Here is a 12,728-nt window from a genome sequence, read left to right as displayed (position 1 = left end):
GACAGAAAACGCACGCACGGCGCTGAGAGAAGTACGGGGTACCACTGCGACCCCGTCCGAAGCGACGACCGGGGCCTCTCCTGTGGGGGGTGGCGGCCCCGGTCGTCCTTCTTTCCGCCCCTGCCCGGGCCTGTCGGGGGGATGGCTGCGGCTCCGGATCTGTAATGGATTCGATACGCAACGCGGCGCTCGCCGCGCCTCTCGCACACGTACTTCTCACTCACCGGCCATCTGCCGGTCACCTTCTTCGCACCGGACCACCACAGGCCGGGGGCTCGCGGCGGGTCCGTCCGACCCCGTCGGTACGGTCGCCTCATGACCCACGACGTCGACCTGGTCCGGTCGCTGACGGCGGCCGCCGAAGGCCGTGAGCATGCGGGGAGTTCGCCCGCGGCTTCGCGGCGCACTGGGCGGGCGACGCGCTCGGCGAGGGGCGCCTGACGCAGGAGGACCCGCCCGTGCGCATGCGGCCCGACATGGCCGACACGAGCAGGGCGGCGTGGCAGGACTGGCTGGACCGCACCTCGCTCGCGTTCGTCGAGATCGTCCTGTCGGAGTCGCTGCACGCGCCCGACGACCTCGTGGACGTTCTGGACGCGCTGGAGGAGGAGCACCTCGCCGGGCTGGAACGGCACGGTGTCCGACTGCCGCTCCCGGCGTCCCCCCTGGGGGAGGAGCCGGTCAGCGGCCTGGCGGCGCTGCGGACGCTGATGCCGCCGCCCCTTCGCGTCGACCATCGACGGACCACGCCGGCGGCAGCAGCGCCTTCAGCGAGGCGGGGTCCGGCACGCGTCAGCCGATGGCGATGCGCGGGTTCGCCGACGGCTTGACCCAGCCCATGAACCGGTCCATCGTCGCGCGCGGCACCGACACACAGCCCGCCGTCGCGCCCTTGCCGTTGACGTGCAGGAAGATGCCCGCTCCGCGGCCCGGCACGGCCGGCCAGCGGTTGAAGTTGATGACCAGCGCCTTGGCGTACTGCGTGGGGTAGTTGATCAGGTGCTCGCTGCCGCGCTCGCCGGACTCGGTGAGCGGGAAGTCCGCGCCCTCCGCCGTGTGCATCTGGTTGTAGTACTTCGACTCCGGGTCCTGGACCCACCAGTGGCTGTCGTTCACCTTGGTGTACGGCATCGCGGTGCCGCTGGACTCCACACCGAAGCCCTCGGTGATCGTGTACGTGCCGGTGGGCGTCGTGTACGTGCTCTGCTTGCGCGTGGCACCGTCGGTGACGCCGTTGGAGCCGACGCGCCCGGCGCTCGTGGAGAACTGCGCCTTCCAGCCGGAGGAGCCCTTCTGCCAGGCGGTGACCGTGGCGTACGAGCCGCTGGCCTTGACGGTGATGACCTGGGTGGCGTTGCCGACGTTCACGGGCACGGGGAAGTCCGGCGCCGAGGGGGCGGTCGACCGCTCGCTCGTGGACCCGCTGCCCGAACCGGTCCCGGTGGCCGTCGCCTTGGGGGCCGCGCTGCCCGACGCCTTGGCGGAAGCGGAAGGGGAGGCGGACGCGGACGCCGAGGGAGACGCGGAGGCGGAGGCCGAGGCGGACGGACTCGGCGACGCGGACGCATCCTTCGCGTCGTGGTCCCCGTGCGTGGCACCGGGCGCGACGGAGGCGGCGGAGCCTGCGGGCTCCTGGTCTCCGCACGCGGACACCAGAGTGATCGCACCGACCACGGCCAGCACGGACGCATACCTACGGGAAGAGCGCAGCACGAGAAATCCTTGGCTCGTCGGAACAGCGCGGCGGGGCAGGGCCGCGCATGTCAAGGCGGCCGGTTATACAGGGCCCTTCGGCTGATTTCCAGGCACCGGACATAGCGGACACGGGGTCGAGTGCTTCGCTGTCGGTGGCCCGGGGTACCTTCCGGGATCATGAGCTTCCACATGCATCTGCGGGCCGTGGCCGAATCCGAGGTCCAGGGCCGGGACGTCGCCTGGCTGCTGGACTTCATGGGTGCGGCCTGGGACGGGGACGTGCACAAGGCCGAGTACGCGGCGGGCATCGCGGAGTCCATCGAGAAGGACTTCCACACGGTCAACGAGCTGTGCGAGGCGGGCTCGGGGCACCCCGCGGGCGGCGCGGCGTGGGAGCTGCCCATATTCGGCGGCCGCGTGCTCCACGACCCGGCGAGCCCGAAGGCCCCGCTCGCCCTGCTCACCGCGGCCGAGACACGCGCGGCAGCAGCCTTCCTCACGGACGTGCCGTTCGCGACCCTGTGGGAGTCGGCCGGCGCCAGGATCCACGCATCCTTCGGCCCGGCCTGGGCCGAGGAGGTGGTCCGCGGCATCTACGAGGGGCACCACAGGGACCTGGCCACCTTCTACGGCCGCGCGGCGGCGGACGGGCGGGCGGTGATCAAGGCGTTCTGGTACTGAGGACTCCGGCTCCCCGACCGCGGGCCCCTGCCTCCGAGCGTTCCGGACGCCCCCGCGCTCAGCGCCGCAGGCCGGCGGGAAGCTCGATCGTCCCCTCGGACGCGCCCTGGTTCTCCTCCCGTACGTCCTGCTCGTACGCGATGTCCTGGCCGCCCGCGTACGGGACGAGGAAGCCGAACGCGAACCGGTGGCTCTTGATCCGGTACGTCGTCGCGTCCAGGACCAGCACCTCCTCCAGGCGGGAGAGCGTCAGCTGCTCCTTGTTCACCGGGACACCGGCCTTGCGGAGCTGTTCGGCGGTGGGGTCGAACTCCCGCTCCGCCTTCTTCGCCCACGCCCGGTCGCGCACGGCCGACAGCTTCTGCCGCTCGCTCGCGACCCGCAGTTCGACGGTGCCGCCCGCCTCGGTCACCGTCACGTCGTCGCCTGCCGCCTGCGCGTACGCCCGGAACTCCGCGACGACCGCGACCGGGTCCTCGATCTTGTTCCGCATCTCGGGGGCGGAAGCGGGCGCGTCCTTCCAGGCCGCGTCGCCCTCCTTGACGTACGCCGTGTCGTCGACGACGTAGATCTCCTCGTTCCGCTTCGTCCCCTTGCTGCTGGTGCTGACGCCCTGGGAATGCAGCGCCTCCGGGTCCATGCCGCGTCGGACGGTGGCGCGGTAGGTGGCATCGCTCTTCTGCCCCTGGAAGGTCAGCCCCTCCTGCCCGGTGACGGAGAAGGTCCATGCACGGCCGTCGGCCATCGCCTTCTCGGCGAGGTCGAGGAAGTCCTCGGGGGACTCGGGCGTCTCTGGTGCCTTCGTGGATGCCTCGGCGGACGGCGTCGCCTCGGGGGCCTTCGCGCCCCCCGCGTCCCCCTCCTCCGCACCGCACGCGGCGAGCGCGAGCACGAGCGGGAGAACGAGCGCGGCGGTACGGCGACGAGTGCGCATGGACCTCTTCCTTACGTCAGGCGGGGCGCGGACTGTACAGCAGCGGTCAGCCCGCGATCACGCCGACGCCCATTGCGCGCGAACCGGCAGGAATGCCCCCCAACTCGCACCACACGGTCTTGCCTCCCGGCCCCTGCTCCACGCCCCACCGCAGGGTCAGCGCGTCGAGCAGCGCGAGGCCGCGGCCGGTCTCGTCATCGGCGGCGGCCCGGCACAGGACGGGCAGGGCGCGGGGGTCGGGGTCGGTGACCTCCAGCCGCGTACGGTCCCCCTCGCACGCCACCCGGACCGTCACGGGGAGACCCTCACCCAGGTGCCGGACGACATTGCCGAGAAGCTCGCTCGCGCAGAGCTGGAGGTCGGCGCACGGCCCGCCCACGTACGCACGCAGAGCGCGGCGCACCTCGGACACGTCCTTGGGGGTGGCCAGGAGGTGCAGGGTCAGGGGTGACCGCATCACGCAACTCCCTTGCGCAGGGCGGCGACCAGCGCCCGGGCGGTGAGCAGGTTGCAGTTGCCCAGCGCGATGAGCGGCCGGGTCGGGTAGCGGGCGGCGAACGTCGGCAGGTCGACGCCGAGGGACGGCAGCGTGATGCCGTGCTCGGCGAGCGCGGCCCGCAGATCGGCGGCGCAGTCGTCGGCTTCGGAGTGGTCGTGCATGAGCGGTTCACACCTTCCAGTGCGCTGTGTGACGAACTGCTCACACCCTGACGCGGGCCCGCGTAGCGTGGAAGGGGTTCGGGCACCCGGCCCTGAACTGCACGTATGCGGGGCACAGTTGGTACGGGCCGGGGAACGCCGGGTAGCGGGCGGTAACGGCACCAAGGACGGTGAACGATGGGGCAGCGCAAGGACATCGACGGATCGGCGAGCGTCCCCACCTTCTACGGCAGTGAGTTGCGGTGGAAACGGGAGGAGGCGGGCCTCACCCTCCAGCAGCTGGTCGAGGGCAGCTTCTACGGCCCCAGCCACCTCAGCGAGATCGAACGCGGCACGCGCCGCATGCCGGCGGAACTGGCCGAGCACGTGGACAAGGTGCTCGGGACGGACGGCTTCTTCCGGCGGCGCTGCGAGGACGTGCGGAGGGCGAAGCGGCGGGGCCACGCGAGCTACTTCGAGCGGGTGCTGGAGGCGGAGAAGCACGCCAAGGCCATCGAGGAGTGGTGCCCGACGCTGATCCCGGGCCTGCTCCAGACCGACGTCTACGCGCGGGCGCTGGTTCGGGCGGCCATGCCGCTGGCCCCGGACGAGGAGGTGCAGGAGAAGGTCAGCGCCCGGCTGGCACGGGCCCGCCTCTTCGAGGACAACCACAAGACGCCGATGTACTGGGCGATCCTGTCCGAGGTGCTGTTGCGCCAGCCGATCCTTCCCCCGGAGCAGACAGCCGAGCAACTGGAGCACATCGCGGCGCTGGCACGTCGCCGCCGGATCGTTCCCCAGATCCTTCCGTGGAACTGCGGGCCGCACCCTCTCATGATGGGCATGGCCAAGGTCATGACCTTCCCCGACGCCCCTCCCCTGGTCTACTTGGAGTCACAGCACAGCGGGGACACCATCGACGATCCGGCCCTCGTGGAGGAGTACCGCAGGTCGTACGATCTGCTCAGGGCCGCCGCATTGCCGCCGGAGGCGTCCCTCGCCCTGATCGAGGAAGCGGCTGAGGATGTTCGAAATGGCAAACAGCGGGATTGACTTGAGCACCGCCGTCTGGCGCAAGAGCAGCTACAGCAACGGCACCGGCGGTGACTGCGTCGAGGTCGCCGAGGCGTTCCCCGGCGCGGCCACCTGGCGCAAGAGCACGTACAGCAACGGCGACGGCGGAGACTGCGTCGAGGTGTGCGACGCCCACACCGGCGTCGTCCCCGTCCGCGACTCCAAGGTCCCGAGCGGCCCGGTCCTCACCCTTGCGGCCCCGGCCTGGTCGTCGTTCGTGACGGCCTTGAAGGACGGGGCCGTCGGGGCTGCGTAGGCGAAGCTCGGGGGCTGCCGTGCCCGGCCTGGGTCGCGTGATGCCGGGCCGGGCCGGATTCATCCGCCGGTCAGCCGAGCGCGGCGGCGAACATGCCGGGCTCGTAGGAACCTCCCCGCTGGTGCACGATCACGGCGAGCCGGTTGGCCGCGTTGATCAGGGCGACCAAGGCGACCAGCGCGGCGATCCAGTCGTCGTCGTAGTGCTTGCGCACCTGGGCCCAGGTCTCGTCGGACACGCCGTGGTGGGCGTCGGCGAGCCGGGTGCCCTCTTCGGCGAACGCCAGCGCGGCCCGCTCGGCCTCGGTGAACACGGTGGACTCGCGCCAGGCGGCGACCAGATGGAGCCGGACCGCGGTCTCGCCCTCGGCTGCGGCCTCCTTGGCGTGCATGTCGATGCACCAACCGCAGCCGTTGATCTGGCTGACGCGCAGCGACACCAGCTCCTGGGTGGACTTCGGCAGCGGCGACTGGTGGATCACCATGGCGGCGCCTGCGAACCGCTTGGCGAACTTGAGGCCGATCTCGTTGTCGAACATGTCGAATCGGGCGTCCATGACTGCGTCCTCACTTGTGGTGGTGATGCACTGACGAACACCAGATGCCGGCGACCCGCTCCCTGTGACGGAGCGGCGGCGTGACGTACGTCACCGCTCATGGATGTCACAGAGCCGCGGGGACCGGCGTCTTGTGCGCGTGTCGCCGTCGAGAGCGAACAGGCAGGAGCAGCCGGTGAAGAGCGAGCACAGCGAGCGCACAGAGGACACGGCCGGGCAGCTCGCCGACGGCGGACGCACGGATCCCACGGACCCCGCCACCGACGCGTTCGTCGCCCATCGCAACCTGCTGTTCACCGTCGCCTACGAGATGCTCGGCTCGGCCGCCGACGCGGAGGACGTCCTGCAGGAGACCTGGCTGCGGTGGGCGGGCGTCGACCTCGGCACGGTGCGGGACCAGCGTGCGTACCTGGTCCGGATCACCACCCGCCAGGCGCTGAACCGGCTGCGAACGCTCGGCCGCCGCCGGGAGTCCTACGTCGGTCAATGGTTGCCCGAGCCGTTGCTGACCGCCCCGGACGTGGCCGAGGACGTCGAGCTGGCCGACAGCGTCTCGATGGCGATGCTGCTCGTGCTCGAGACGCTCACGCCGACCGAGCGGGCGGTGTTCGTGCTGCGCGAGGTGTTCGACCTCGGGTACGACGAGATCGCCGAAGCCGTCGACAAGAGCCCGGCCGCGGTCCGCCAGATCGCGCACCGGGCACGGGCACACGTCGCGGCGCGCCGGCCGCGCGGGGTCGTGTCCCCGACCGTGACACGAGACGCGCTCGACGCGTTCCTGCGGGCGACCGAAACGGGCGATCTGCAGGGCCTGCTCGACATCCTCGCGCCGGATGTCGTCCTGATCGGTGACGGTGGCGGAATCAAGCAGGCCGTCCTGCGGCCGGTCGTGGGGGCCGACAAGGTGGGCCGCCTGATGGTCGCCCGGATGGGCAGGATCGCCGCGATGGGGTCGCTGCGGCCGGCACAGGTGAACGGCTACCCGGCGCTGGTTCTCCGGCTCGACGGCGAGATCGACACCGTCGTGGCGGTGCGCATCGACGACGGCCTCATCACCGGGTTCTACGCCGTGCGCAATCCCGAGAAGCTGTCCCACATGCAGCGCGAGACGGCCCTGCGCCGCTGAGCCGGGGGCGGCCCCGGGGCCATGCCCTGGTCAGCTGTCACGTGTGGAGGTACACCGTGCATTCCCTGCCCGTCGGATGGACCAGGACGCCCACCGCCCCGTCTGCGACCCGGAGGTACCGGTCGTCCTCGTCGTCCTCGCTCCAGCCGTGGTCCCCCGCGAAGACCTGGACACCGACGAGGGCACTGTGGGGGGAGGAAGCCGGGCGCAGTCCACTGCGGGAGACGAAGCCGGACACCTCGGAGCAGGGCATGAGCAGCACCGCGGCCATCGGGTACTCGTCGTCCTCGGACCAGGCGTAGTACCCGACGACCTCCGTCGACTCCGGCACGACGATGTCGAAGTCACGGAACGCCTGGGCGGCGCTCACATCGGTGTGCGTGCCCGGGAAGGCGCCCGGGAAGTGCTTCTTCGGCTCCTCGCCGCACGAGGCGAGCACCGGCACTGGCAACAAGCCCAGGAGCAGGCCCGCCACGGTGCGCCGGACGGCACCGATGCGCATCGCACGCCACCACTCAATCCATCGGGAAGAAGTCCGGCTCCGGGAACAGTCTCGCGATCGAGAACGGCTCGAACTCCGGATCCGCCAGCACACGGTAGACGAATTCGGAAGTGGACATGCTCACTTGGTGCCAGGGGTGGTCATGTCCCCTGGTGTGGTGTAGCGGCGGGCAGCTGTTCTCTGCCCTGGTTGGTCAGCAACCTGTCGCGGTGCCCGTCGCGTCAAGTGGTGATGGCATGGACCGTCGCGTGCGCCGGGCCAGGAAGCGGTTCGCGAAGAAGGTGATCCATGGGCTATTTGCGGCCCGACCGCGATCGGCCGCTGTGGTTGCGGTACTTCGCTGCCGTACCGACTCACGCCTCGTGAAGAGCGGCCGCCGACGACTGACACTTGAACGTGTTCAAATTCCGTGCCAGGGTACGGCATGAGTTCCTGAGCCCATCGGTCTCGCACGAGGCCTGCGGAACCCGCTAGGGGTGGAGTGTGTTGCGTTCCTGTCGTACTGCGCTGATCTTGCTCGCCATGGCTCTCGCCCTGACGGCCTGCGGCAGGTTCACCGTCATGCCGCCGCCCGACGGCGAACCGGTCGTTCTGAAGCCGGCCGAACTTGCGACCACGTGGACCGATGCCGACGGCGGCACCCTCACGCTGAAGCAGGACGGGACGTTCATCGCCGATAAAGTCTGCCTCGCCGTCGGCTGGTACGACAGTTTGGCCTGGTCCGGAACAGGCACCTGGGAGCAAGGCGCCAACAAGAAGCAAAGCTTCGTCGGTGTGACCTTCGACGCCGATCACCCCGAAACGGGTGAGCGGGAGCCCGACGCCTACGCCGCCTTGAGGCAAGGCAAGGTCCTGAAGCTCTGGGTCGCCGTCGGCGATCCGGACAACGATTATCCGAACTGCGTCCTGACCAGCCCGGCGAGTTGACCTGGTTGCCGCGCGGCCGGGTGAGCTGCACATGGTCCGGCATCGCATTGCGGTGTCCGCTGCACCGTTCGCCGCGGAGACTCATGGAACAGCACTCGTCGGCGCTGCACCGACGGCTGGGTCTTGGCGTCGAGGGTAGGCTCGGCTGCCGGCTTCCCGGCGGCCTCCGCCGGCCCTGGGAGACGAGACCTCCGCCACCTGCTATCTCCCCGAGCACCGGGCCTTCCTGCAATGGCTCGCGGCCCCGTCCGAAGCCGAGCTGATCGCCACGGCCGAGCGCCTCCTCACGAGCCCCTCGCGGGCTCCCCACGTAGTACGTGTGGACGCCGTCGACAGTGAGGTTGTGGACACACTCACTGCGATGAGTGTCGTCAACGAAATCCGATCCGGCGCCCGTTCCTCTGCCCGCCGGCACCAGGAAGATCCGCGCCGTATACACCGAGGCCAACGAGCACACGTGGATCGGCCTGGTCCAGCTCCTGCGCGCCGGCCCATAAGGCCCCAGTCAGCGCTACAACGATCCCTCGTAGTAGTCCCCGATCTCGACGTCGTGCACGAAGGACGCCCAGAACCCCTCCGCGGCCTCGACACACGCCGGGTCCACCGAACGCAGGAATTCGGACCCGCTGCCCCGCAGCCATCTTCACCGAGGTGTCGTCGGAACAGGGCTTGCACCTCTGGCAGGCATCGGGTCACCCTATGGCCGTCAGCTGCTCCGGTGTCCAGGTGTCACACGAGGGTTGTCCACTGAAAAAAGCCGCGGCCCGCCGTCCCGAACGAATCGGGACGGCGGGCCGGACGGGGGACATGATCACTCCCCCGCCCTTCCAGCTATTCTTCCAACGGCTCGAACGAGGCTTCAGGAACCTGCCGGGCGATACCGAACGGAGCGAATTCCTCGTCCTTCAGGACTCGGTACAGGAACTCCGATGTCGACATCTCCAGTTCGTGCCAGGGCTCGTCGGTAGCCCGACGCGCCACGACCTTCCACGATTCCGGCCTGTCCGACTGTACGAGCCAGTGGAACTCTGCCTCATCAGCCGTGTCCGCCCACTGAATCAGCCTGCCTTCAGGATGGACTCCGTAGGGCTCGTAGAGGCGGCGGGCGGTTGGCCTTCGATCGAAGATGCTGTGCAGCCTTCGCAGGTTGTCGACCACCGCAGAGGACTCGCCTCCGGCGGAAGCCAGCACGGTGACGTATCCGGAGAACTCTCCACGGCCGAAGGTGGCGCACAACTCCTTGAAGTCGCCCGGCAGCTCGACACCCAGAGCTTCCTCCACAACAGTCCAGGAAATCTGGATGTCGCGCGGCTGCCACCCCGTAGCGCCGACGATTCTCTCAACCCAAGGGGTCATTGTCCCTCTTCCCGCTATGGCTGATTGATCAAGGGATAGTTCAGTGCATACCCCTTGCTACCGGCAGCGGTCAAAGTGAGACTCGTCGGAATATTTCCGCCGTTTCCGTAGTGCGGAATCACACTGTACAGAATTGCCTCATTCCCTTGGATACGCTCGGCTATCTCGGTCTCGATGTCCCGCATTTCCGGCGTATTGACACGGGCATACAGGAGGACCAGATTCCTGCGGTCCTCACCGTCACCGCCCAGTTGGCGCCCCAGGAGGTGCCCCCTGTGCATACCCTTCTTCATGCCCTTCGGGTTGTCTCCCCAGTCCTCGACGGGAAAGGGCTCCCCAGATCGCGGTGGCGTCATTGTCGGGGAAGGCAGTCTCTCCGTTGTCCTTCGTGTAGTTGAAGTCTCCCTTGTTGAGGCAGGCTTGCATGCCCGTGGCACGCCCCTGGTCGTCCAGGGGCTGATAGAAGGCCCAGGTCTGCCCACCGTAATCCCTGTACGGGCTCGGTGAGAGGCTCGACGGGGAGGACACGGTCCTCATCCGCCCCTACCTGGTCGAGCACGAGCGACACGAGGAGCGCGCCCGCCAGCGGTTGCGGTGTTTAACCGCCGTGATGGCGGCGGACTTCGGCGTCGACCTGGACACCCGTGACGTGCACGCGACGGGGGCGGCCTGGTGAGTGAGCCGACCCCCGGCGTGCCGATGCGGAAACCCGTCCGCCTGTGCGTGCGCTGCAACCACATCACGGACGCGCGCGTGCTCGTCTCCGAGGTGCACCAGAACTCCGGTCCCGGGTTCAACGTGTACGCCTGCCCGGAGTGCGTACCGCACTTCCCGCCGGTGCCCGATGCGCTCGGCCTCCTCCAGGGCAGGTACCGCGGGCACGAAGACCGTGCCGAGTGATTGCGCGGCGCACGGTGACCGCGCCTGCTTCCGACCACGCCCAGGCCCGGCCGCGCGCTCCCGCGCCCCTGAGCTCCGCGAGGAGCTGAGGCGTCCACGCTCCGCCGGATACGCTGGCGGGGCCCCACTCTGGAGGACACCGTGAGCACACAGCCGATTCACTCAGACCCGCAGCCGATGCCTCGCACGCAGAACGCCGTCGCTGCCGCTCTGCCCCCCGCGCAGCGCATGGAGTTCTACCGCGAGATGGGCGAAGCCACCCCCGAGACGATCGGGCACGTCCTGACGAACTGGTGGCTCCTCGTCCAGGTGGCAGGCGACCCTCAGACCGCTCGCACCGCCGCCGCGGTGAAGGCGCGTACCGCTCCTGGTCGCCCCGCGTCCACGGTCATGCGAGAGCTGCGGGAGCGCGGGCGGTGAGCGACGGGTACTACCCGTACGAAGGTCCGGAAGAGGAAGATCCGCTGACTCTCTCACCCCAGGTCGAAGAAATCCTCTTCAGCCTCGACACTCCCGCCGACGTGATGTCGGCCGTCTCCTCCGTCATGGTCGAGATGCGAGAGGCCCTGGAACTGGGCGTGCTTCCTCCCAGCGGCCGGCCGCTTCCGGGCCTTCCCGGAGCGTATGTCTCGCCCATGCCGCGCGGACTCGGCCTCATCGAGTACCACGAGACCACCACGGCCAAGGGAGAGCGCGGGTTCTACCTCGCCCGCGTGATCAGAACCGACGATTACCCCACCGGGTTCTGACGCTGTGGTCGGGTCGCCCGGGGAATCCCACCCCCGGGCGACCCGACTACCGGCAGGTGCGTCCGCGAGGGCGATGGCATCGCACAGCTGATCACCGCGCACGGCGGAGACGTCCACACCACGGTCATTCGTCCCCAGGGTCAGCCGAGAGGGCCTCTGGCATCCTCTGCCGTGATCGGGCACTTGGAGTCCGCAGCAGGGACGAGTCACCACCGGCTTATTACAGCGTGCACGCGAAGCGGCTCCGACGGGCAATCTCGCCGGAGCCGATTCTTGGCGCAAAGCCCCTACTTATCGAAGAACGGGGGACATTCCCTAAATTATCCGCTTAGCCTTTACCCCTCCGCGCGCTGCCGCGCTATCGCTACGCCCGCGAGGCGGACCGGCGGGCCCTGGGGCTCCGAAGAAGACATCAGGGCCCGCCGATGGATCGACGGGCCCTGACGCGGTTCACTTACGGATGGATCACTCGATGATCACCCCGCACACGGGAAGACTGTCGTCTCCGGGACGTGCCACGAGGAGGCGGAGACCCGACTCGGAGCACACGAATTCCGCTTCCTTAGAGATCAGCGGAATTCCGGCACCCGACAGTTTTGCATGGATTTCACCGGCCGGGACGCCGATTATTTCCATCCCCTCGAAGAGGACTTGCGCAGGGCGCTCGACCGCAATGCGGCTGACGGCGCCGTCCGCATCGTAACCGACCTCGACACCTTCCTCCCAGAAGCTGTCCGCCCGGCTCGGCCCGAAAGGCGGCTGCCAGGAGGCCCCACTGCCCATTCGCGCGCGTACGTCGGACATCGACTCCCCGAGCCGGACGGTCGGGATACCGACCCCGGGCGTGACCACATAAGTACGGTCAGACTGCTGCTCGGGTGTGGAAAAGAAGAGTTCGATCTCCGGACTCCACGCAGCCGATTCGTGGACGGTCACGCTCTCGACCGGCGAATCCGGGTCGGTAGACCCACCGCAGTCGAGCGCGAGGCCGAGGTCGGACTCCCACGACCCGTCGTCGGCCACGAACTCGACATCGTTCTTCGCCAGTGTGGAGACCACCCGGGAGACGGGCTCTCCCAGAAGGCCGACACCGTGGAGCCGGGCACGAGCAGGGGCAGTGAGCACGATCGACCCCAGTACATCCCGATCGTCGAAGCTCAGGATCAGGCCCAGCTCATCGTACTGATCATCGAGCTCGGCCGATGTGGCCGACCGGCGGAACGGCGCCGGGCTCCCGAGCCGCTGCCGCAGAGCACGGCGGGACTCCCCGAAGGCAAGGCCCGTCACTCCTCTGCCAGGCTCGATCTCGTAGTCGTTCTGATCTGCGGCCATT

Annotated in this window: 18 protein-coding genes and 1 pseudogene; 10 read left to right on the top strand and 9 right to left on the bottom strand. The window is 69.0% G+C overall.

What is annotated here, in order from left to right:
* Positions 1-458: 458 nt before the first annotated feature.
* Positions 459-830, top strand: a complete 372-nt coding sequence (locus tag ACF08N_RS07470; RefSeq protein ID WP_392323626.1) for a hypothetical protein — start codon at positions 459-461, stop codon at positions 828-830.
* On the opposite strand, the gene ACF08N_RS07465 is transcribed toward ACF08N_RS07470, so the two are convergent.
* The gene (locus tag ACF08N_RS07465; protein WP_392323625.1) at positions 793-1,713 is read right to left on the bottom strand and encodes a L,D-transpeptidase family protein; all 921 of its coding nucleotides are present in this window, start codon (positions 1,711-1,713) and stop codon (positions 793-795) included. The two genes, ACF08N_RS07470 and ACF08N_RS07465, sit on opposite strands and share 38 nt — an antisense overlap.
* Before the next feature lie 159 nt (positions 1,714-1,872).
* Here ACF08N_RS07465 and ACF08N_RS07460 point away from each other — a divergent pair, with 159 nt between their 5' ends.
* Entirely contained in the window at positions 1,873-2,376 is a 504-nt protein-coding gene (locus ACF08N_RS07460) for a DUF1877 family protein (protein ID WP_392323624.1), read from the top strand.
* A gap of 58 nt (positions 2,377-2,434) precedes the next feature.
* Here ACF08N_RS07460 and ACF08N_RS07455 read toward each other — a convergent pair whose 3' ends face one another.
* From ACF08N_RS07455 to ACF08N_RS07445, 3 genes are read right to left on the bottom strand one after another with little or no spacing between them, the layout of a single operon-like run.
* Positions 2,435-3,310 (bottom strand): DUF6612 family protein, encoded by an 876-nt coding sequence (locus ACF08N_RS07455; protein ID WP_392323623.1) that lies wholly within the window; start codon positions 3,308-3,310, stop codon positions 2,435-2,437.
* A gap of 46 nt (positions 3,311-3,356) precedes the next feature.
* Positions 3,357-3,767: an ATP-binding protein gene (locus ACF08N_RS07450; protein ID WP_392323622.1), complete on the bottom strand. Its 411-nt coding sequence runs from the start codon at positions 3,765-3,767 to the stop codon at positions 3,357-3,359.
* The gene (locus ACF08N_RS07445; RefSeq protein WP_392323621.1) at positions 3,767-3,970 is read right to left on the bottom strand and encodes a hypothetical protein; all 204 of its coding nucleotides are present in this window, start codon (positions 3,968-3,970) and stop codon (positions 3,767-3,769) included. Before ACF08N_RS07445 ends, ACF08N_RS07450 begins: the two co-directional genes overlap by 1 nt.
* 177 nt (positions 3,971-4,147) lie before the next feature.
* Between ACF08N_RS07445 and ACF08N_RS07440 the strand changes: the two genes are divergently transcribed.
* Together ACF08N_RS07440 and ACF08N_RS07435 are read left to right on the top strand one after the other, a co-directional pair.
* Positions 4,148-5,002 (top strand): helix-turn-helix domain-containing protein, encoded by an 855-nt coding sequence (locus ACF08N_RS07440; RefSeq protein WP_392323620.1) that lies wholly within the window; start codon positions 4,148-4,150, stop codon positions 5,000-5,002.
* Positions 4,983-5,279 (top strand): DUF397 domain-containing protein, encoded by a 297-nt coding sequence (locus ACF08N_RS07435; protein WP_392323619.1) that lies wholly within the window; start codon positions 4,983-4,985, stop codon positions 5,277-5,279. The genes ACF08N_RS07440 and ACF08N_RS07435 overlap by 20 nt, the downstream gene beginning before the upstream one ends.
* Before the next feature lie 70 nt (positions 5,280-5,349).
* On the opposite strand, the gene ACF08N_RS07430 is transcribed toward ACF08N_RS07435, so the two are convergent.
* Complete coding sequence (locus tag ACF08N_RS07430; protein ID WP_392323618.1) at positions 5,350-5,835, bottom strand: carboxymuconolactone decarboxylase family protein; 486 nt, start codon at positions 5,833-5,835, stop codon at positions 5,350-5,352.
* 175 nt (positions 5,836-6,010) lie between these two features.
* On the opposite strand from ACF08N_RS07430, the gene ACF08N_RS07425 reads away from it, so the two are divergent.
* Positions 6,011-6,961, top strand: coding sequence for an RNA polymerase sigma-70 factor (locus ACF08N_RS07425; RefSeq protein ID WP_392323617.1), 951 nt, complete (start codon positions 6,011-6,013; stop codon positions 6,959-6,961).
* A 37-nt stretch (positions 6,962-6,998) separates the two neighbouring features.
* Here the strand turns inward: ACF08N_RS07425 and ACF08N_RS07420 are convergent, their stop codons facing one another.
* Positions 6,999-7,463, bottom strand: coding sequence for a hypothetical protein (locus tag ACF08N_RS07420; RefSeq protein ID WP_392323616.1), 465 nt, complete (start codon positions 7,461-7,463; stop codon positions 6,999-7,001).
* Positions 7,464-7,985: 522 nt separating this feature from the next.
* Here ACF08N_RS07420 and ACF08N_RS07415 point away from each other — a divergent pair.
* Both ACF08N_RS07415 and ACF08N_RS07410 read left to right on the top strand, forming a co-directional pair.
* Positions 7,986-8,390 carry a hypothetical protein gene (locus tag ACF08N_RS07415; RefSeq protein WP_392323615.1) on the top strand — a complete coding sequence of 135 codons (405 nt, stop codon included), beginning with the start codon at positions 7,986-7,988 and terminating at the stop codon, positions 8,388-8,390.
* Between the two features lie 145 nt (positions 8,391-8,535).
* Positions 8,536-8,628: pseudogene (locus ACF08N_RS07410) on the top strand (hypothetical protein); the annotation flags it as partial.
* A 593-nt stretch (positions 8,629-9,221) separates the two neighbouring features.
* Here the strand turns inward: ACF08N_RS07410 and ACF08N_RS07405 are convergent.
* Both ACF08N_RS07405 and ACF08N_RS07400 read right to left on the bottom strand, forming a co-directional pair.
* Positions 9,222-9,746, bottom strand: a complete 525-nt coding sequence (locus ACF08N_RS07405; RefSeq protein WP_392323614.1) for an SMI1/KNR4 family protein — start codon at positions 9,744-9,746, stop codon at positions 9,222-9,224.
* A 14-nt stretch (positions 9,747-9,760) separates the two neighbouring features.
* Complete coding sequence (locus ACF08N_RS07400) at positions 9,761-10,102, bottom strand: DNA/RNA non-specific endonuclease (RefSeq protein WP_392323613.1); 342 nt, start codon at positions 10,100-10,102, stop codon at positions 9,761-9,763.
* A 316-nt stretch (positions 10,103-10,418) separates the two neighbouring features.
* Between ACF08N_RS07400 and ACF08N_RS07395 the strand changes: the two genes are divergently transcribed.
* From ACF08N_RS07395 to ACF08N_RS07385, 3 genes are all read left to right on the top strand, one after another.
* On the top strand, positions 10,419-10,646 hold the full coding sequence (locus tag ACF08N_RS07395) for a hypothetical protein (protein WP_392323612.1): 228 nt from the start codon (positions 10,419-10,421) through the stop codon (positions 10,644-10,646).
* Between the two features lie 177 nt (positions 10,647-10,823).
* Positions 10,824-11,066 (top strand): hypothetical protein, encoded by a 243-nt coding sequence (locus tag ACF08N_RS07390; RefSeq protein ID WP_392323611.1) that lies wholly within the window; start codon positions 10,824-10,826, stop codon positions 11,064-11,066.
* A complete protein-coding gene (locus tag ACF08N_RS07385) occupies positions 11,063-11,395 on the top strand; it encodes a hypothetical protein (protein ID WP_392323610.1) in 333 nt (110 codons plus the stop codon). The genes ACF08N_RS07390 and ACF08N_RS07385 overlap by 4 nt, the downstream gene beginning before the upstream one ends.
* 465 nt (positions 11,396-11,860) lie before the next feature.
* Here ACF08N_RS07385 and ACF08N_RS07380 read toward each other — a convergent pair whose 3' ends face one another.
* On the bottom strand, positions 11,861-12,727 hold the full coding sequence (locus ACF08N_RS07380; protein WP_392323609.1) for a hypothetical protein: 867 nt from the start codon (positions 12,725-12,727) through the stop codon (positions 11,861-11,863).
* Position 12,728: the final 1 nt, after the last annotated feature.

The organism is Streptomyces sp. NPDC015127 (assembly GCF_043080095.1).
GTDB lineage: Bacteria > Actinomycetota > Actinomycetes > Streptomycetales > Streptomycetaceae > Streptomyces.
This window is presented reverse-complemented; position numbering and strand designations above follow the sequence as displayed.